The sequence below is a fragment of the Terriglobia bacterium genome (genome assembly GCA_020072785.1).
In the GTDB taxonomy this organism is placed as follows: domain Bacteria; phylum Acidobacteriota; class Terriglobia; order Acidiferrales; family UBA7541; genus Acidiferrum.
On record JAIQGG010000005.1, the window covers coordinates 14960 to 33662 of the forward strand.

An 18703-nucleotide genomic window follows, 5' to 3' on the forward strand; every position below is an offset into this window, starting at 1 on the left:
TGGATTGACGATGAAACTCCCGGCACCCAAGATTTCTTCCCATGCCCATTCCCTGGCCGCCTATCTGAGTCTTGCCGCGGCAGTGCTGCTGGCCGTCAGCACGCTGGCGGCGCCGGCGCAGGCCGAGGAATGGACCAAATCGTATACCGTCTCCGGACGCCCGCAGGTGCGGGTGCAGACCAACGACGGCGCGGTGCGCGTCCTTACCGCCGACAGCAAGCAGGTGGAAATCCGCGTGGAATATCACGGCTATGAACTGAACAAGAATCTGCGGATTGACAGCCGGCAGGAGGGCGGCCGCGTGGAGCTGGAGGCCCGCCTGAGCAGCCGCTTCTGCATCTTCTGCGTGAACATCAACCGCGGGCTGCGCATCGAGGTACGCATGCCGCGTAATGCCGACTTGACGGTGGAGAGCGGCGACGGCTCGGTGGAGACGCAGGCCCTCGAGGGTCACCTGGACATTCGCACCAGCGATGGGCACATCACGGTGCAAGGGGCCAAGGGTGAGATTCGCCTGCGCACGGGCGACGGGGCCATCGAAGCGAGCGACGTGGACGGCTCGATGGAGGCCACCACCGGCGACGGACATATCCGCATGGAGGGCCGTTTCGACGCGCTGAGCCTCAGGACCGGCGACGGCAGCATTCAGGCCCGCATCAATGCGGGGTCGAAGATGGCCGCACCGTGGAACATCCACACCGGCGACGGCAGCGTGGACCTAACCCTTCCCGATGGTTTCCAGGCCAACTTGGAGGCTGATACCCGCGACGGGCGCATCAGCCTGGGCTTCCCCATCACCGTCGAGGGCGGCTTCAGCACCTCGCAAATCCACGGCAAGCTCAACGGCGGGGGGCAAGCGCTCACGATCCACACCGGCGACGGTTCGATCCGCCTCGGCCGGGCCTGAGGTTACTGCCGCGGAAAACGATTGCACCCACACGGGTGCGCACCTCCAGGTACGCCTGCCCTCTGCAATGACTTCAAGAAATGAGAGTAGGCCCGGAGGCCCGGCTGGAACCTGTCCCGAGGTAGTCGGAAGCGCGCAGGAGTTTTCTTGTATCGCGCACACCTGAAAATTTCCAAACACAAAGAAAAGGACCCCCTGCTTCGACTCCACGCACCCGAGGTCTGAAGATAAGGGCTCCAGCGGAGTGACGGACAAGGAGAGCCGGCGAGCGGCCGGGTGGCGGAGTTGTGTAGGTAGGTGTACTGGTGTACTGGTGAAATTGACAAGGGAATAAAATAGGGGTAAATATGGACAGAGCTGGCCTGGGAACCAGCCAGACGTCCCTCCCCTACCCTCGAGAGAGAGACCATTCAGCTTACCTGAACGCGGAGGATCATCATGATCAATCGAAGGACGAGCAGCACTGCTCTGCTGGTGGCCCTGCTGTTTTCCAGTTCGGCTATCGGCGCAGCACAGGAAAAGGAAAAAGTAATCAAGAAAACCCCGATCCAACACACATCGCCGGCAAAGGGCGAAGAGATGTACACGTCCTATTGCGCGGCCTGCCATGGGAAGGACGGCAAGGGGGCTGGCCCAGCCGCTTCCGCATTGAAAGTCCCGCCGCCCGACTTGACCACGCTGTCCCAGCGGCACGACGGGAAATATCCGAGCAGCCACGTCGCCACCATATTGCGCCACGGAACCGAAGCGCCGGCGCATGGCACCAGCGACATGCCGGTGTGGGGCCCGCTGTTCCGGTCGGTCAGCAAATCCGATGACGCAATCGTAATGATGCGCATCGCGAATCTGAACTCGTATCTGGAGTCCTTGCAGGCCAAGTGAACGAGGCGGCGTCGGCAGGCGCAGCGAATCGGGCTGCTCCTGCCCTGCACCGCAGGGCTTGTACAAACCACGAGAATCCGTGTGGCCAGGCTCGCAGGGCGAGCGAACAGCCCCTCGGAAGAATAGGGCTGCCTTCTGGGCCTGGCGCCGGAAACGGACAGGTGTCCGGTTCTGGCACGTTCTTTCCTGTTTGGAACTTCAGATCTCGTTGAAAAGAAGGCCTCGGCCATTGCCATCGTACTTGCCCCTGTGATTGCTGTTTGGGAGGTACTGGCATGGTCGTTTATGTGCTCAGCTTCGCCATCGTGATCCTCGTGGCTTTTACCTTCGCAAGTTCGATCTCCAAATCGAGAGGGCGCCGAAACTGACCCGCGCTCCGGCACAGACCGGCGCCTGCCCTACGCTCCCCTGTGGCCTAAAGACTCCGCAGATTCTTCTTCGCCTGCTGTCCGGCCTGTGGCGCCACGACGCGTTCCGGCCGCGATTCCCTGGGCGCCACGGCTGCTGAGTCCCAGACGGCGATGCGTGGCGCGGCAGGCGAAGGGATGTGCTAGAATCCCCGCGTGATGGCGGCACATTCTGCGGTAGAAATTGTACCTTCCATTCTGGCAGCGGATTTCTCGGCGCTCGGCGAGGCGGTGCGCGCCGTGGAGCGCGTCGGGGCCAAACTCATCCACGTGGATGTCATGGACGGGCACTTCGTGCCCAACATCTCCATCGGGGTACCGGTGGTGGCCTCCCTGCACAAAGCAACCCAACTCCCCCTGGACGTGCATCTCATGATTGAGAAACCCGAGCAGTACATCGGGGCGTTTGCGAAGGCTGGTGCCGCTTGGATCACGGTGCACCAGGAAGCGACGGCGCATCTGAACCGCACGATCTGCCAGATCCGCGAGCAGGGCTGCCGCGCGGGGGTGGCCGTCAATCCGGCGACCCCGGTGAGCACGCTGGCGGAGATTCTTCCGGACGTGGACCTGGTGCTGGTGATGTCGGTGAACCCGGGCTTCGGGGGGCAGCACTTTCTGCCTAGCGCGACGCGCAAAATCGCTGAACTGCGGGAACTGCGTTCACGCTATACTCTTAATTTCGTGATCGAGGTGGATGGGGGAATCGCGCCGGAGACCGTTCCGCAGGTGGTACAGGCGGGAGCGGAATTTCTGGTAGCGGGCACCTCGGTGTTTCACCAGCAGGATCCGGGCAAAGCGCTGCAGGAATTGCAGCGGCTGGCCTCGGATGCATTCCTGCAGCGGGCTTGAAGGCGGTTCCCCGGGCCGCTAGGTCCCCAACCGGGCCCCGCGACGGGGCCCCAGAACAAAATCGAGAGGTGATCGCTTGCGTCGTGGGTTACTGCTGCTGGTTGCTGCGCTGCTGGGCCTGAATTTGTTTGTCAACGCGGGCACCAGCTACGCGCAAAAGAGAAAGCACTCGAAGAAGACCGCGCCGACGACGGATAGCTCCGCTGAACCGGACAAGGTGCTCTACAACCGCGCCATGGACGACATCAAGCACGGGCGGCATGAGATCGGGCGGCTGACTCTGCAAACGCTGATCAACACCTACCCGGACAGCGAGTATCTGGCCAAGGCCAAGCTGGGTATTGCTGATTCCTTTTATAAGGAAGGCGGGACGGCCAACATGGCCCAGGCCATCGCCGGGTACAAGGATTTCATCGTGTTTTTCCCGTTCCTGCCGGAAGCCTCCTACGCGCAACTGCAGGTGGGCATGGCGCACTTCCGGCAGATGGAGAAGCCGGACCGCGACCGCACGCACGCCCGGGCCGCGGAAGACGAATTCCAGACGTTTTTGCAGAAATACGCAAACGATCCTCTGGCGCCGGCGGCCGAGCAGCGCCTGCGGGAAGTGCAGGAAATGCTGGCGGAGGGCGACTTCCGCATCGGCAATTACTACTATCTCAAGCAGTCCTACCGCGCGGCAGCCGCGCGGCTGCTCACGCTGACGAGCCGCTATCCCCTCTATAGCCGCGCGGACCGCGCGCTGTGGATGCTGGGAGTGATCTTCGAGCGCGGCGAACGCAAGGACATCGCCGCCAACTACTACGCCAAAATCGTACGCAATTATCCGCTCTCGGGCCTGGCGGATGATGCCAAGAAAAAACTGACGGCGCTGGATGCGCCCATCCCGCAGCCCGATCCGCAGGCCTTGGCACGCATGCAGCAGGAGCGCAGCATGGAGCGCGGGCATGCCAGCGTGCTGCACAAGGCCACCGGTATTTTTCGCTCCGGACCGGATGTGCGCAGCGCGGCGCGCGTGGGCAAGCCGAACCTGGAGCCGGAATCGAATTCGCTAGCGGGCATAGACATCCTCACGCCGGGCGGACAGAACCGCGTGGGTGGTGGCGCGGGAACCACCGCCGTAGTGGCCACGGTGACTCCGGGCTCCTCCGGCGGCAGCACCGCCACGGCGGGAGCGGAGTCCGCACCGGCGGCGGCAAGCACGGAAAGTGCCCCCGGGCCCGAAGCCGCTATCCCAGCGGCCACGGACACCGGAACCCCGGCGAACCCCGAGAAGACTGCGGGAGCGCCGGCGGAAAACGCCGCTGGGAATGACACTGCCGCCACTGATCCCGGGTCTGCGCCCCCGGCGAAGGTCGCGAATCCCTCCGGCTCATCCAGCGAGGCGGGCGCGGGAAAAACGCCTGTGGACAAAAAGAAAGAGTCCACCAGCAAGAAGAAAAAAGGTCTGCGAAAAATTATTCCCTGGTAACGGTACGGGGCTGAACCTGCCAGCACCCCCCTCCAGCCTGTCCAAAGGGGCAGGTTGCTATCCCCGGTGACTGCCATATCCCCTTCGGACACATAGCCCTAGCCTTTGCGTTGACGCTTTCTGGCACCGGTGCTCCAATAGCGGTTGTAGATTCGCAGATCGCGGATGGGATTCCGCGGAGGGCACCCGGTGACCAAGATTCTGGTTGCTGACGATAACAGCAACATTCAAAAGATGGTCGGCCTTGCTCTGAAAGACCAGGGCATTGACGTCATCGCTGTAGGCAATGGCGAAGCCGCGGTGCGCAAGATTTCCGAGTTGCGCCCGGACCTGGTGCTGGCCGACGTCTTCATGCCGGTGCGCAACGGCTATGAGGTGTGCGAGTACGTCAAGACCGACACTGCCCTGACGCACATTCCCGTGATTCTGCTGGTGGGCGCCTTCGATCCCCTGGATGAACAGGAAGCGCAGCGCGTGGGTGCTGACGGCGTCCTGAAGAAACCGTTTGTTCCGCCGGAACCGCTGATCTCCATGGTGAAGTCGGCACTGGCGCGCGCGGTAACCGCGGCGGTCGCAACCCCTCAGCCCGCAGCGCCGGTTCCGGCTCCCGCTGCGCCGGCGGTGCCCGCAGCCGCACCCGAAGAGCTTCCGGACATCTTTTCCCTGCAACCCGCTTCCGTAACCGTTCCGGAGGGATCGGGGGCGATGGCGTTTGGAAATCTGCTGGAAACGGAAACTCCTGCGGTGGCCGAAGCTGCGCTACCCGCAGAAGAACAGCACGTCTGGGGCAACGCGCCGGCGGCGAGTGCCGTGACCGAGGAAGTCGCCGAAGGAGCCGCGCCGGAATGGAACTGGCAGAGCAAGTCCCCCGAAGAGACTGCGGATGGACTTCCACCCGCGGGCGCGAAGGATTGGCGGGACAGCGAGCTAGCCATCGAACAGGCGACGACCAAGGAGCACGCGGAATCGCCCTCTGCCTACGCCGCAACCGGTATCGAAGAAGAAGCCGCCGCCGTACCCGAGGTTTCCGGCCACGCCTGGACAGAAGCAGCACCCGCGCCCGAGGAGACCCTGACTCCCCCGTGGGAGCGCGCCACTCCGGCAAGCAGCCCTTCGTCTTTTTTTCAGGAAGCAGAGCCGGCGACACAGATCGCCGCGCCAGCCAGCGCATGGGACACGGAAGCACAGAAGGCCGGACAGTTCGCGAAGTCCTGGGATTCGGCCCAGACAGAAACACCTGCCGCCGCGCATGAAATAGAAACCGAGGCGGCGGCCGAGAGCGAAGAAGCCGCAGCGCAGCACAACTTCTACGCGCCCGAGGCGTCCACCGAAGAACTCTTGCTGGCTCGCCAGGAAGAGCAGCCTGTTGCTTTCTCGGAAGAAGCGCCCGCGCAAGCGGTTTTCTGCGGCGCCCCGGCGGGAGAAGAACCACTTCCTGCGGCCGAGGAAGAAGCGGAAGTGGCAGGCGCGGAACCCGAGCCCGCGGCGATGGAATTCGCAGGCTCCCCCGCCCTTTCCAAGCTGGTGTCCGAAGCGGTGCCCAGTATTCCCGTCGGGGCGAGCGCGGCGGCATCCGCGCCGGATATGGACGCGATGGTGGCCAAGGTGCTGGAGAAAATGTCCCCCGAAGTGATTCAGGCCGTGACGCGGGAGATGGTGAAGCCGATGATCGAGGCCATCCTGCGCGGCGAACTCGACAAGAAGAAATAGCAGTTCCCCACTCTTCTCCCTTTTCTGCTAGTTACCGGCGGATTGACGCACGCGCATCCTCGCCCGTATAGTCAAGTTTTCGTCTCCACACCATTGCCGCGCGCGAGTCGCGCGATCTCGAGAAAAGGCAGGACGGAACCGTCGCATGGCGCGCGAAATCGCAAAGGCCTACGAACCACAACAGATCGAACCCCGCTGGGCGGAGGCCTGGGTGCAAGAAGCGCTGTTCCGCGCCGACGCCGCGGCCCCGGGCCCGGCCTTCTCCATCGTCATCCCGCCGCCCAACGTGACCGGATCGCTGCACATCGGCCACATGCTGGACCACACGGAGATCGACATCCTCACGCGCTGGCACCGCATGCGCGGGTACAACACGCTGTACCTGCCGGGCACGGACCATGCGGGCATCTCCACGCAGCGCGTCGTGGTGCGGCAGTTGGCCGAGCAGGGCGTGGATTACCGCAAGCTGGGGCGCGAGGAGTTCGAGAAGCGCGTGTGGAAGTGGAAGGAAGAGTCCGGGGGCACGATCACCGGACAGATGCGGCAGATCGGGGAGAGCTGCGACTGGTCGCGGGAGAAGTTCACACTGTCCCCGGAGTTGTCGCGGGTGGTGCGCGAAGTCTTCGTGCGGCTGTACGAAGAGGGGCTGATCTACCGCGCGCACTACCTGATCAACTGGTGCCCGAGCTGCCTGACGGCGCTGAGCGACCTGGAAACGGTGCACGAGGAGCGCCAGGGACATCTGTGGCACATCCGCTACCCGGTGATCGGGACGGAGGAGCACATCGTGGTGGCCACCACGCGGCCGGAAACCATGCTGGGAGACACGGCGGTAGCCGTGCATCCCAAAGACGAGCGCTACAAGCACTTGGTGGGGAAAAAGATCCTGCTGCCGCTGATGAACCGCGAGATTCCCCTGATCGCGGATGAAATGGTGGACCGGGAATTCGGCACGGGCGCGGTGAAAATCACCCCGGCGCACGACCCCAACGACTTCGAAGCCGGCCGGCGCCACAACCTGCCGGAAATCGATGTGATGACCGACAACGGACACATGAGCGCCGCCGCGGGGCCGTATGCCGGGCTGGACCGCTTTGCCGCGCGCAAGCGCGTGGTGGAGGACCTGAAGGCGCTGGGGCTGCTGGAAAAGATCACCGATCACACGCATGCCATCGCGCACTGCGAGCGCTGCAAGACGGTGGTGGAGCCGCGAGCCTCGACGCAGTGGTTCTGCAAGATGAAGCCGCTGGCGGAGCCGGCGTTGGCCGCCGTGGAGAGCGGCCAGATCCGCATGGTTCCGGAAAACCGGCGCGAGGAATATTTTAACTGGATGCGCAACATCCGCGACTGGTGCATCTCGCGGCAGTTGTGGTGGGGCCATCGCATCCCGGCGTGGCACTGCGCGGAATGCAAGGGCGTGACCGTGGCGCGGGAGACGCCGGCGAAGTGCGCGAAGTGCGGCGCGGAGAAGCTCGCGCAGGACCCCGACGTGCTGGACACCTGGTTCAGCTCGGCGCTGTGGCCGTTTTCGACGCTGGGCTGGCCGGAGAAGACGCCGGACTTCCAGAAATACTACCCCACGACCCTGCTGATCACCGGCTACGACATCATTTTCTTCTGGGTCGCGCGGATGATCATGATGGGCATGCATTTCACGGGACAAGTGCCCTTTCGCAACGTCTATTTTCATTCCCTGGTGCGCACGGCGGAAGGCGCAAAGATGTCCAAGTCCAAGGGCACCGGCCTGGATCCCGTGGCGCTCAACCAGCAGTACGGCACGGACGCGATGCGCTTCTGCCTGGCCTCCATGGCCGCGCCGGGGACGGATATCGTGCTCTCGGATGACCGCCTGCTCGGGGCTCGGGCTTTTGCCAACAAGATCTGGAACGCGGCGCGCTTCTTGTTTCTGAACCTGGACAAGTTCGAGCAGCAGGGCGGGGCGCAGATGGAAGAACTGGCCGCACCGCAAACGCGCGCCGGGGCGCCGTACCCCGTGGCCGGGAGCGTGCCGCTGGCCGATGCGTGGATCTTTTCGCGGCTGGCGCACACCGCGGCGATGATCGACGACGCGCTGGCCAACTACCGCTTCCACGAGGCCGCGCAGGGCGTGTACCAGTTTTTCTGGGGCGATTTCTGCGATTGGTACATTGAGTGGGTAAAGCCGGAGCTGACCGCTGCGGACCAGGCGCGCGCCACGGTGGCGTGGCAGAACCTGTTCGCGGCGTTCGAAGCGGCCCTGCGGCTGCTGCACCCGTTCATGCCCTTCCTGACCGAGGAGCTGTGGCACCAGTTGCCCCAGCGCGCGGGTTCCAAGTCCATCGCCATGGAGCCCTTCCCTGCCGCGAAAAAGGAATGGCTCAATGAGCCGGCCGACGAGGCCCTGGCGCTGATCCAGGAGATCATCGGGGCGTTGCGCAATGTCCGCGCGGAGATGAAGCTGGACCCCAGGAAGAAGATTGCGGCGGACTTTTCCAGCGGCGATGCGGCTGTCCGCGAACTTATCGCGCGCAATCGCGAGCCGATTCTGCGTTTGGCGATCCTTTCGGACCTGCGTATCTCGGCCGCGTCGCTGCCCACGGCGGGAGGCACGCTGCGTTCCACGGCGCGCTTTGATGTGCGCGTCGCGTTTGCCGAAGGCCTGGACGCGGCCTCCGAGATGGCCAAGCTGCGCAAGGAAAAAGAGCGGCTGGAGAAGGACATCGCTGGGAAGCAGGGACGCCTGGCCGATGAAACCTTTCGCAGCAAGGCGCCGGAACAAATCGTTCGAGGCCTGGAAGCCACGCTGGCCGAGCGGCGCATCGAATATGAGAAGGTGGCGCAACGGCTGGCGGAGCTGGAGCGCGGGGCGTGAGATAGGATGGACTGGAACTCCCAAGCGATTACGGAGCTGATTCGGCAGGCCCTGGCCGAGGATATCGGGACGGGCGACGCCACCTGCGCGGCTACGATTCCGGAGCGCGCGACGGCGCGCGCGCACATCCTCGCGCGGGAAGCGGTAGTGTGCGCGGGCTTGCCGCTGGCCGGGCGCATCTTTTGCGCTCTCGATCCGCAGATGAAGATCGAAGCGCTCCGCAAGGACGGCGAGAACGCCGAGGCGGGGAGCGACCTGTTGCGCCTGCAGGGCGGCGCGCGGGCGATCCTGACCGGCGAGCGCACGGCCCTGAATTTCCTGTGTCACCTTTCTGGAATCGCCACGCTGACCAGCGCCTTCGTCCGGCAGCTCGAGGGGACCAGGGCAAAGATCCGCGATACGCGCAAGACCACGCCGCTGCTGCGCGCCCTGGAAAAATACGCGGTGCGCATGGGCGGCGGAGTGAATCACCGCTTCGGGCTCTACGACGCCATTCTCCTCAAGGAAAACCACATCGCGCTGGCCGGCGGAGTGCACCGGGCGCTGGAGAAAGCCCGCGCCTATTCCGCCTCCCTGCCCATGCAAATCGAAGTGCGCGATCCTGCCGAACTGGGCGAGGCGCTGGCCGCCGGAGCCGACGCCGTCCTGCTCGACAACATGACGGTGGAAGAAGCCGCGCTGTGCGTTTCGCTGGCCCGGCAACTGCGCCCGCACTGCGCGGTGGAGATCTCCGGCGGCATCACGCTGGCCAATGCGCGCGCGTACGCACAGACCGGCGCGGACTACCTCTCGTCCGGCACGCTGACGCATTCCGCCCCGGCCGCCAACCTCAGCCTGCTTGTGGAATCGGTATCCGCCGGGTAAGCTTCGGCTGGAAAGCGGGGCCGGCAACAATGTCTGCCTCACCCTCACGTTGATGGCTACGGAAACAGTCTCGGGAACGACCGACCGGCGCATCGCCGCGCTGCTGACGCTGCTGGCGGACAACGCCACGATCGTGATCAGCGGCGCGCGCATCGCGGAGGAGATCGGCGTCTCGCGCTCGACGGTGTGGCGCTGGGTAGAGCGGCTGCGTGCCCTCGGGGTGCGCGTGAAGGGCGAGCCGCGCACCGGCTATTTCCTGGAAAAAGTTCCGGACATCCTCACGGCGGAGATGCTGCGCCGCGGCCTGCGCGGAAGTCTCTTCGGCCGTTCCATCCACCATTTCATCAAAACGGATTCGACCAACCGCGTGGCGCTGGAGCTGGGCCACGCCGGGGAGCCCGAAGGGGCGGTGGTGCTGGCCGAGGAGCAGACCGCGGGGCGCGGGCGCGCCGGCCGGACGTGGCATTCCTCGCGCGCTGCGGGAATCTACGTCACGCTGCTGCTGCGCCCGCGCCTCTCTCCCGTGGAAGCGCCGCTGCTGACCCTGCTCGCGGGCCTCTCCGCGCGAGCCGCGATCGAGGCGCAAGCGGGCGTGGCCCCGGACCTCAAATGGCCCAATGACCTGCTGCTGAAAGGGCGCAAGGCCGGCGGGATACTGACGGAGATGCATGCCGAGCCGGGCCTGGTGCGCTTTGTGATCGTGGGGCTGGGGCTGAACGTGAACCAGGCGCAATTCCCGGAAGAGCTGGCGGCGATCGCCACTTCCCTGCGCGTGGAGACCGGCCGGGAGCACTCCCGGCTGGAGCTGCTGCTGCGGTTGCTGCGGCAATTCGAGAGCGACTACAATCGTTTCCTGCAGGAAGGGCCCGGCTGGGTGCTGGAGCGCTTCTCCGCGGTCTCGAGCTTTGCGCGCGGCAAGCGCGTCAGCGTGAACGACGGCCGCGCGAGCTACACGGGAACCACGGCGGGACTGACCCCGGAGGGGCTGCTGCAGGTGAAACGGGACGATGGCCGGACGGTGACCGTGCTTTCCGGCGATGTCGCGGAGGCGCACTAAATGCTCCTGGTGATTGATGTCGGCAACACGAACACGGTGCTGGGCGTCTACCGCGGCGAAGAGCTGATCGCCAACTGGCGGCTGACCACGGCGCGGCAGCAGACCGTGGACGAATACGGGGTGCTGACGCGCAATCTTTTCACGCTCGGGAATCTGGACCGCGATGCAATCGGGGGGATCATCATCAGCTCGGTGGTGCCGCCGGTGAATCCGACGCTGGCGGAGATGTCGCGCCGCTATTTCGGGCTGAAAGCGCTGTTCGTCGAGCCGGGAGTCAAAACGGGCATGCCCGTGCACTACGACAACCCGCAGGAAGTGGGCGCGGATCGCATCGTCAACGGCGTGGCGGCGTTCAGCAAGTATGGCGGACCGTGTATCGTGGTGGATTTCGGGACGGCCGTCACCTTCGATGCCATCTCGGAACGCGGGGAATATCTCGGCGGGGTGATCGCACCGGGCCTGGGCATCTCCTCGGAGGCGCTGTTTTCGCACGCCGCCCGGCTGCCGCGCGTGGAGATCAAGGACCCGGGCAGGATCATCGGGACGAATACGGTCACCTCCATGCAGGCGGGGCTGTATTACGGTGCGGTGGACCTGGTGGACGGCATGCTCGCGCGGATGAAGGCGGCGCTGGGGCCGGACACCAAAGTCGTGGCCACGGGCGGGCAGGCGCCGCTGGTTGCGCGCGGCTCGCGGCACATCCAGCACACCGACGAATTCCTGACGCTCGAGGGCCTGCGCCTGATCTGGGAAAAGAACCTCCCCGCCGCGCGCGAGGCGCGCCCCGCGCCGGAACGAGCCGCGCGGCCCGCCAGCGCGAAGAAAACAAGCCGCTGAACGGCGCCGCATGGACGACTGGAACTACTTCAGCTACTACAGCGAAATCGAAGAGTACTTCTGGAAAAAACGCGGGGCGCACCTGCTCGTCTCCCCGCTGGACTGGGCGATCATGGAGACGTGGCAGAAGGCGGACGTGCCGCTCTCCGCGGTCCTCAAGGGGATCGACCGGGCCTTCGAAAGCTACCAGCGCTCGCGGCGCGGCGCCGGGCGTCCGCTGAAAAGCCTGGCCTACTGCACGGATGCCGTGCTGGAGGCCGCGGAAGAGGAAAAAGCGGCCGCGGCGGGCGCCGCGCCGCCGAAAAAGACCGCCGCCCGCGCGGAAGAGACCTTCTCACGCGACGCGCTGCGCGCGTACTTCGGGAGAAACCTCGAGCAACTGCGCAGCGCCGCGGAGCGGCTTGCGGCCGATTCGGGCGAACTGGCGGCGCGGGTGCGGGACGCGGCGCTGTCGCTCGAAGGCAGCCTCGCGCTCGTGGAGGCGCCCGGGATGCTCGACATCGAGGACCTGGAGCGGCGCTTGACCGTCCTCGACGACAAGCTGCAGGCGGCGCTCACCAGCCTCGCGAGCGAAGAGATGATGCTGGGCATCCGGCGCGAACTTGACCGCCAGCTCTCCGCTTACCGCAGCAAGATGAAGGCCGAGCAGCTCGCGCAGGTGGAGCGGCAGTTCATTCACAAGCGCCTGCTCGAGGAGTTCCGCTTGCCGCGCCTGAGCCTCTACTATTTCTGCTGACGGCGCCCGGGAACGCCGCCGCCTTTCCTTTGCGGGCAATGTGTCGCAGAATGGTAGCCCACTCCCATGCCTGAAGAATTGCACTTCAAAGTAGAAAAGCTGGTTTACGGCGGCGACGGCCTCGGCCACGCCGACGGCAACACCATCTTCGTGCCCTACGTGCTGCCCGGGGAAGAGGTGCGCGCCGAGATCGTCCTGAAGAAGAAAACGCTGATCCACGCGCGGCTGTTGGAGGTTCTGACGCCTGCGCCGGAGCGCGCCACGCCGGTCTGCGCTCACTTCGGCACGTGCGGCGGCTGCCATTACCAGCACATCCCGTACGACCTGCAGGTGCGCCTGAAGACGGAGATCCTGCGCGAGACGCTCTCCCGCCTCGGCGGCATCGCCTGGGACGGCCCGGTGGCTCATCACGCCTCGCCCGCCGCGGGCTACCGCAACCGCGCGCAGTGGGCGGTGCGCAGCTTGCCGCAGCCCGCGCTCGGCTATTTCCAGGCGGGCAGCTCCACGGTCTGCGAAATCAAGGAGTGCTCCGTTCTTTCTCCGGGTCTCGCGGAAGTGTTCGCGCAGTTGCAGACGCTGGTGACCTCCGGCGCCTTGCCGGGAAATCTGAAGGAGATCGAAGCCTTCGCGGATTCCTCCGACGAGAAGATCGCCGTCAACGCGGCCTTTGCGGCGTTTGCGAAATCCGGGGCCGAACTGGCCCGGATCCTGCAGCGCGGCGTGCCGCGCCTGGCGAGCGTGCTGCTGAACGACCAGTCCAGCCAGAAATTCGAGCTGGCCGGTCCGGGCTTCCTGACCCAGGAAGCGGGCGGCTTCCGCTACAAAGTCAGCCACCTCTCGTTTTTCCAGGTGAACCGCTTCCTCATCGAAGACCTGCTGGAGAGCGTGACGCGCGGCGCCACCGGCGCGCTGGCGCTCGATCTCTATGCGGGCGTGGGCTTCTTCTCGCTGCCGCTGACGCGCACGTTCAAAAAAGTGATCAGCGTGGACGCCAATCTGGCCGCCACGCACGACCTGCGCGCCAACGCCGCGGAAGCCAACGTAAAAATTCAGTGGCATCACGAGCAGGTGGACGCCTTTCTCCGCCGGCCGCATGCGCGGCCCGATTTCGTGGTGCTGGACCCCCCGCGCGCGGGACTCGGCGCGGAAGCCGCGGCCAACCTGGCCAAGCTGGGCGCGCCGGAGATCGTCTATCTTTCCTGCGACCCGGCGACGCTGGCGCGCGACCTGGCGGTGCTGACCGGGTCGCCCAAGAGCAAGCAACTGCTCAGCGGCACTTCCCCGCGCTATGAGATCGCCAGCGTGGCCCTCTTCGACCTCTTCCCGCAGACCTATCACCTGGAAACCCTGGTCCGGCTGAGGCTCGCCCCGTGAAGCTCCCTGCCGTCGCGATCGCCGCGGCCTTTGCGGGCGGTATCGTGCTCGGCGGGCAGAGTCTCTCCGCTGCGTCTGCTTCCCCGCCATTCGCATTGCACGCCCTGCTGCTGGGCGCATCGCTCGTGCTGCTTGCCGGCTTGTGGCTGGTGCGGAAGAACCATCTGCGCGCGGGCGCGGCGGCGGCCCTCGTCTTCTGGATGGCGCTCGGCACGATTTCCGCGCTTGTAGCAAATCAGCCCCTCCCTGCCGAACATGTCCTCTCGCTCCTCGATGCGCGCCGCCTGGACCTGGCCACGCCGCTGCGCTGGCAGGGGCGTCTGCGCGATGAGCCGCGCCGCCTGCCCTGGGGCCAGGGAATGGATGTGGACCTCACCCGGTTCGAGTTCAATGGCGCCGCGCTTCCCGTCACGGGGGGCATGCGCCTGACCTACGCCGCGGAAGCGGCTGCGGACGCGCCTTTGCCGGAGCTACACGCGGGCGACGAAGTTGCCTTCACCGCCAAAGCCCGGTTGCCCGCGCTCTTCCGCGACGACGGCGCCTTCGACCGCCGCGCCTATCTCGGACAGCAGAACATTCACCTGACGGCCAGTCTCCGCGCCGCGGAGCTCGTCGAACGCGTGGCGCCCGCTCCGGCGTCGCTGCGCTACGCGCTGGCGCGGGTGCGCGCGCATCTGCGCACGACGCTCGACGGACTCTTCCCCGCCGCGCCGGAGTCCGCGGCGATCCTGCGGGCCATGCTGCTGGGGGACCGCAGCTTCGTGGAGCGCGAGGAGTCGCAGAGCTTTCAGATTACAGGGACGTATCACGTGCTGGTGGTGGCCGGACTGCACGTGACGGCGCTGGCGGTGTTCCTGTTCTGGGCCGGGCGGGCGCTGCGGCTGCCGCGCACGGTGATTTCACTGCTGGCGCTGGCGCTGCTCCTCGCCTATGTGAGCGTGGTGGAGCAGCGCCCGCCGGTGCTGCGCGCGGCGCTGATGGCTGGCGTGGTGGTCCTGGGGCGCATGCTGTACCGGCGGCTGGACTTGCTGAACTCGGCGGCGCTGGCGGCGCTGCTGATCCTGGTGGCGCGGCCCCTGGAGGTGTCCGACCCCAGCTTCCAACTATCGTTTCTGGCGATGGGTTGCATCGGGGGGCTGGCGGTACCCTGGCTGGAGCGCTCCGTGGAACCCTACACGCGGGCGCTGCGCGGCTGGCGCGACGTGCCGCGCGACGCCGCGCACGAGCCGCGGCGGGCGCAGTTCCGGATCGATCTGCGTTCGCTGGACCGCTGGCTCGCGCAGCGGCTCCCGGAGAAAACTGCGCGCGGGGGTGGCGCCGCGGCCATCTCGCTGCTTTCGTTCTCGTTCCGCACCTGGGAGATCTTTGTGCTCTCCCTCGTCTTGCAGATCGGCATGCTGCCGCTGATGGCCTTGCAGTTCCACCGCATCGCGCTGTCGGGGCCGCTGGCCAATCTCTTCGCCGTGCCGCTGACCGGGATCCTGGTGCCGCTGGGATTCTTGACGCTGGGAACGGCGGTGCTGTTTCATCCGGTGGGGCGGGTGCTGGCGCTGCCGCTCGGCTGGCTCACGGCCCTGCTGACGCACGGTGCGGGGTGGTTCGCGCGCCTGCCGCACGGGAGCTACCGCATCCCGGGGCCGCCGTGGTGGCTGCTGCTGCTGTTTTTCGCGGCGTTCGTGGGGCTGGCGGCAGCGCTGCGGCGCGATGCGGGAGAGTTGACCGCTTCGCGGTCACAGTTGAAGTTGACCGCTTCGCGGTCGCACATAGCGACGACGCGGCGCAAGGCGCGGACGACTCCGGTGTTCGCGGCCGCGCTGCTGGCGTGCGGCGCGGTCATCGCCATCTATCCCTTCGCGCCGCGCACCTTCCCCGGGAAGCTGGAGGTGACGGCGCTGGACGTGGCCCAGGGCGATGCCCTGCTGGTGGTTTCCCCGCACGGGCGAACGATGCTCATCGACGGGGGCGGCGCGTTTGCCGGGTACGGGCCGCAGGAGCGGCGGGAGCGCAGCGATCCGGGCGAGGAAGCGGTCTCGCCGTATCTTTGGTCGCGGGGCGTCCAGCGGCTGGACATTGTGGCGCTGACGCACGCGCACCAGGACCACATCGGGGGGCTCGCGGCCATACTGGAAAATTTTCGCGTGGGGCGCCTGTGGATCGGCCGCGAAGTCGCTTCGCCGGCGCAGGCCGCGCTGGAAGAGCTGGCGCGGAACAAGGGTATCCCCATCGAGCACGAGCGGCGCGGGGACGCCTTGGACTGGGACGGGGTGCGGATGCGCGTGCTGTGGCCGGAAATCGCTCCGGAGAAAACCGCGCCGGGACCGCAGAACAACGATTCGCTGGTGCTGCGCCTGGCCTATGGGCGGCGCGTGATCCTGCTTCCGGGGGACATCGAAAAGCAGGCGGAGCAGGAGATCGCGGCGGAGACGCCGCAGGGCGGCTTGCGCGCGGACGTGCTGAAGGTCGGGCACCACGGGAGCAAGAACTCGACGATGGAGGAGTTTCTGGAGCGGGTGCGGCCGCAGATTGCGGTAATTTCCGCGGGCGCGGAAAATCCTTACGGACATCCGAGCCCGGAAGCGCTGGAGCGCCTGGAGCAGGCGGGGGTGCGGGTGCTGCGCACGGACCGCAGCGGGGCCATTCACATACTGACGGACGGGGAACGGGTGGAAGTCTATTGCTACACGAAGTGCGCGGCCGGGGAGCCGCAGCGGGCGTCAGGGGAGCCGCACGGCCCACAGCAGGACGAGCAATCCCAGAATTAAGATGAAGCCCAAGGCCGCCTGGTATTCGCGGTTCTTGCGGTACTGCGCCCAGGAAAATGCTGCGCCCTTTTCCGCCGCCATAGGTGCAGGGGTCAGCCGGGGCAGGAAGAGCGGAACGGCGCGCGCGTAGTCGTCAAAGACCGCGCCGAAGCGCCGGCGCAACTCCTGTTCCTCGTTGCGCATGACGATGGAGTAGAAAAGCGCGAAGTAGCCGAGCAGCAGGGCGGCGGAAATCCAGGAGTGCGCGGCGATAGCCAGGCCGGCGGTGAGAATGGCGCTGCCTAGATACAGGGGATTGCGGGTGTAAGCGTAGGGGCCGAAGACGGTGAGCATCTCCTGCTTGTGCAGGCAGCCCGCGGCGTAGGCCCGTACCAGCAGCCCGAGCGTGCCGATGCAGCCGCCGAGGAGAATCATGCGCGGCACGGGGCGTGCGAACCAGAAGACGGCCAGCGCGAGCAGGTAGCCGAGGCGCACGCGCCAGCGAGTGAAGAACGCCGGGGCGGCGCTCATCGCGGGGACTCCAGGCGGCGCTGCACGGCGTCCAGGACCGCATCCACGGTGAGTTCGAGCATGGCGGGATCGGGCGCGCTGCCGCGCTTGTAACTGGTGCGCGCAGCAGGGCTGCGCAGAACGATGTCCGCGGTGCGCGCGGCGCGGAAGGGGCCGTTGCGCACAGGATCGGTGGGACCGAAGAGCGCCACGGCGGGCGTGCCCAGGGCCACGGCCAGGTGCAGCGGGCCGGTGTCCCCGCCCACAATGAGATCGGCTTTGCGAAGAAGCGCCATGAGCGGTCCGAGCGGGCTATTGTCGAGAACCGGCTCGGCGCCACCGCTCGCCGCACGCACCGACTCCGCGAGTGCCTCTTCCCCCGGTCCGTAGTTTACGACACAGCGCAGGCCGAGTTCGCTGGAAATGCGGCGGCAGAGTTCCCCGAAGCGCTCCGCGGGCCAGCACTTGGATCCCCAGCCGCCGCCGGGCGAGAGCACGCAGTAGCGCGTGAGGCCGGCGGCGGCCATTATTGCCGCCCACTGCGCTTCTTCTTCCGGAGTCACGCGCAGGGTGAACGGGGCCACGCCGCTGCGCGCTCCCGCGCGCAGCGACAGCTCGCCGTTCTGCTCGGCGACGTGCGGAGATTTTGCGGCCACGCGGTCGGTGTACACCAGGGGGACGCCGAATTCGCGGATGCAGCTGGAATCAAAGCCGATGCGCCGCGGCACGCCGCCGAAAAAACCGAAAAGCGCCGACTTCCATAATCCCTGGTAATCCACCGCCGCGCTCCAGGATCGCCCGCGGATGCGGCGAACGGTCTCGCGTATGGACGCCCAGGAGCGCGTGTTGACGCTCCACACGGCGCCGGCCAGATCGCTGCGCTCCACCAGCAGGCGCCAGCGCTCATCGGTAAGCCAGACGATCTCGGAGCCGGGAAACGACGCGCGCAGGGCGGCCACGGCTGGGAAGGTGTGCGCGATGTCGCCGAGCGAGCCCAGCCGCAGGACGAGAAATCCCGGCTCAGGCATGCGGAACCTTGCGGATTTTTTCGAGCAGGTCGCGCGTGGAGTGCTCCTTGGGGTCGCCGACGATGGCCACGCGCACCCCGAGACGCGCGGCGGTCTCGCGCTCCGGCACGGTCTCTGCGGTGTAGTCGGTGCCCTTGGCGTGCACGTCCGGGCGCAGAGCGGCGAGCAGCGCCTCCACGTTGGGCTCGGAGAAGATCACTACGTAATCCACGGCCCGCAGCGCGGCAACGAGCTCCGCGCGCGCCGTCTCCGGCAGGACCGGGCGGTTCGGCCCCTTGAGCGGACCCACGCTGGCATCGGAGTTGACGCCGACGACGAGCACGTCGCCCTCGCGCCGCGCGCCTTCCAGGTAGCGCACGTGGCCCACATGCAGCATGTCGAAGCAGCCGTTGGCGAAGACGATGCGCTGGCCGCGGCGGCGGTGTTCCGCCAGGCGTGCGGCCAGCCCGTCTCGCGAAAGAATTTTGCCGGCGGCGCGCATG

At 66.4% G+C, this 18703-nt stretch carries 15 protein-coding genes; 12 read left to right on the forward strand and 3 right to left on the reverse strand.

The window, feature by feature from the left end; translation table 11 throughout:
- Positions 1-10 precede the first annotated feature (10 nt).
- From LAN61_12920 to LAN61_12975, 12 genes are all read left to right on the forward strand, one after another.
- A complete protein-coding gene (locus LAN61_12920) occupies positions 11-907 on the forward strand; it encodes a DUF4097 domain-containing protein (GenBank protein MBZ5541411.1) in 897 nt (298 codons plus the stop codon).
- Between the two features lie 438 nt (positions 908-1345).
- Positions 1346-1789 (forward strand): cytochrome c, encoded by a 444-nt coding sequence (locus LAN61_12925; GenBank protein ID MBZ5541412.1) that lies wholly within the window; start codon positions 1346-1348, stop codon positions 1787-1789.
- A gap of 566 nt (positions 1790-2355) precedes the next feature.
- Positions 2356-3045: a ribulose-phosphate 3-epimerase gene (gene rpe / locus LAN61_12930; GenBank protein ID MBZ5541413.1), complete on the forward strand. Its 690-nt coding sequence runs from the start codon at positions 2356-2358 to the stop codon at positions 3043-3045.
- Positions 3046-3121: 76 nt separating this feature from the next.
- Positions 3122-4513 (forward strand): outer membrane protein assembly factor BamD, encoded by a 1392-nt coding sequence (gene bamD, locus LAN61_12935; protein ID MBZ5541414.1) that lies wholly within the window; start codon positions 3122-3124, stop codon positions 4511-4513.
- 189 nt (positions 4514-4702) lie between these two features.
- Entirely contained in the window at positions 4703-6223 is a 1521-nt protein-coding gene (locus tag LAN61_12940) for a response regulator (protein ID MBZ5541415.1), read from the forward strand.
- Between the two features lie 145 nt (positions 6224-6368).
- Positions 6369-9074 carry a valine--tRNA ligase gene (locus LAN61_12945; protein MBZ5541416.1) on the forward strand — a complete coding sequence of 902 codons (2706 nt, stop codon included), beginning with the start codon at positions 6369-6371 and terminating at the stop codon, positions 9072-9074.
- A 6-nt stretch (positions 9075-9080) separates the two neighbouring features.
- Entirely contained in the window at positions 9081-9938 is an 858-nt protein-coding gene (gene nadC, locus LAN61_12950; protein ID MBZ5541417.1) for a carboxylating nicotinate-nucleotide diphosphorylase, read from the forward strand.
- 52 nt (positions 9939-9990) lie between these two features.
- Positions 9991-10995, forward strand: coding sequence for a biotin--[acetyl-CoA-carboxylase] ligase (locus LAN61_12955; GenBank protein MBZ5541418.1), 1005 nt, complete (start codon positions 9991-9993; stop codon positions 10993-10995).
- Positions 10996-11832, forward strand: coding sequence for a type III pantothenate kinase (locus LAN61_12960; protein MBZ5541419.1), 837 nt, complete (start codon positions 10996-10998; stop codon positions 11830-11832).
- Positions 11833-11842: 10 nt separating this feature from the next.
- Positions 11843-12568 carry a hypothetical protein gene (locus LAN61_12965; protein MBZ5541420.1) on the forward strand — a complete coding sequence of 242 codons (726 nt, stop codon included), beginning with the start codon at positions 11843-11845 and terminating at the stop codon, positions 12566-12568.
- 66 nt (positions 12569-12634) lie between these two features.
- The gene (gene rlmD / locus LAN61_12970) at positions 12635-13942 is read left to right on the forward strand and encodes a 23S rRNA (uracil(1939)-C(5))-methyltransferase RlmD (protein ID MBZ5541421.1); all 1308 of its coding nucleotides are present in this window, start codon (positions 12635-12637) and stop codon (positions 13940-13942) included.
- Complete coding sequence (locus LAN61_12975) at positions 13939-16704, forward strand: DNA internalization-related competence protein ComEC/Rec2 (protein MBZ5541422.1); 2766 nt, start codon at positions 13939-13941, stop codon at positions 16702-16704. Before rlmD ends, LAN61_12975 begins: the two co-directional genes overlap by 4 nt.
- Here the strand turns inward: LAN61_12975 and LAN61_12980 are convergent.
- From LAN61_12980 to LAN61_12990, 3 genes are read right to left on the reverse strand one after another with little or no spacing between them, the layout of a single operon-like run.
- A complete protein-coding gene (locus LAN61_12980; protein ID MBZ5541423.1) occupies positions 16657-17214 on the reverse strand; it encodes an isoprenylcysteine carboxylmethyltransferase family protein in 558 nt (185 codons plus the stop codon). The genes LAN61_12975 and LAN61_12980 overlap by 48 nt on opposite strands.
- Positions 17211-18221, reverse strand: a complete 1011-nt coding sequence (locus LAN61_12985) for a glycosyltransferase family 9 protein (GenBank protein ID MBZ5541424.1) — start codon at positions 18219-18221, stop codon at positions 17211-17213. The genes LAN61_12980 and LAN61_12985 overlap by 4 nt, the downstream gene beginning before the upstream one ends.
- Entirely contained in the window at positions 18214-18702 is a 489-nt protein-coding gene (locus tag LAN61_12990) for an adenylyltransferase/cytidyltransferase family protein (protein ID MBZ5541425.1), read from the reverse strand. Before LAN61_12990 ends, LAN61_12985 begins: the two co-directional genes overlap by 8 nt.
- Position 18703: the final 1 nt, after the last annotated feature.

Coding starts and splice junctions, on each gene's coding strand:
- LAN61_12920 (MBZ5541411.1), top strand. CDS start 11: ATGAAACTCCCGGCACCCAAGATTTCTTCCCATGCCCATTCCCTGGCC.
- LAN61_12925 (MBZ5541412.1), top strand. CDS start 1,346: ATGATCAATCGAAGGACGAGCAGCACTGCTCTGCTGGTGGCCCTGCTG.
- rpe (MBZ5541413.1), top strand. CDS start 2,356: ATGGCGGCACATTCTGCGGTAGAAATTGTACCTTCCATTCTGGCAGCG.
- LAN61_12945 (MBZ5541416.1), top strand. CDS start 6,369: ATGGCGCGCGAAATCGCAAAGGCCTACGAACCACAACAGATCGAACCC.
- nadC (MBZ5541417.1), top strand. CDS start 9,081: ATGGACTGGAACTCCCAAGCGATTACGGAGCTGATTCGGCAGGCCCTG.
- LAN61_12955 (MBZ5541418.1), top strand. CDS start 9,991: ATGGCTACGGAAACAGTCTCGGGAACGACCGACCGGCGCATCGCCGCG.
- LAN61_12960 (MBZ5541419.1), top strand. CDS start 10,996: ATGCTCCTGGTGATTGATGTCGGCAACACGAACACGGTGCTGGGCGTC.
- LAN61_12965 (MBZ5541420.1), top strand. CDS start 11,843: ATGGACGACTGGAACTACTTCAGCTACTACAGCGAAATCGAAGAGTAC.
- rlmD (MBZ5541421.1), top strand. CDS start 12,635: ATGCCTGAAGAATTGCACTTCAAAGTAGAAAAGCTGGTTTACGGCGGC.
- LAN61_12980 (MBZ5541423.1), bottom strand. CDS start 17,214: ATGAGCGCCGCCCCGGCGTTCTTCACTCGCTGGCGCGTGCGCCTCGGC.
- LAN61_12985 (MBZ5541424.1), bottom strand. CDS start 18,221: ATGCCTGAGCCGGGATTTCTCGTCCTGCGGCTGGGCTCGCTCGGCGAC.
- LAN61_12990 (MBZ5541425.1), bottom strand. CDS start 18,702: ATGCGCGCCGCCGGCAAAATTCTTTCGCGAGACGGGCTGGCCGCACGC.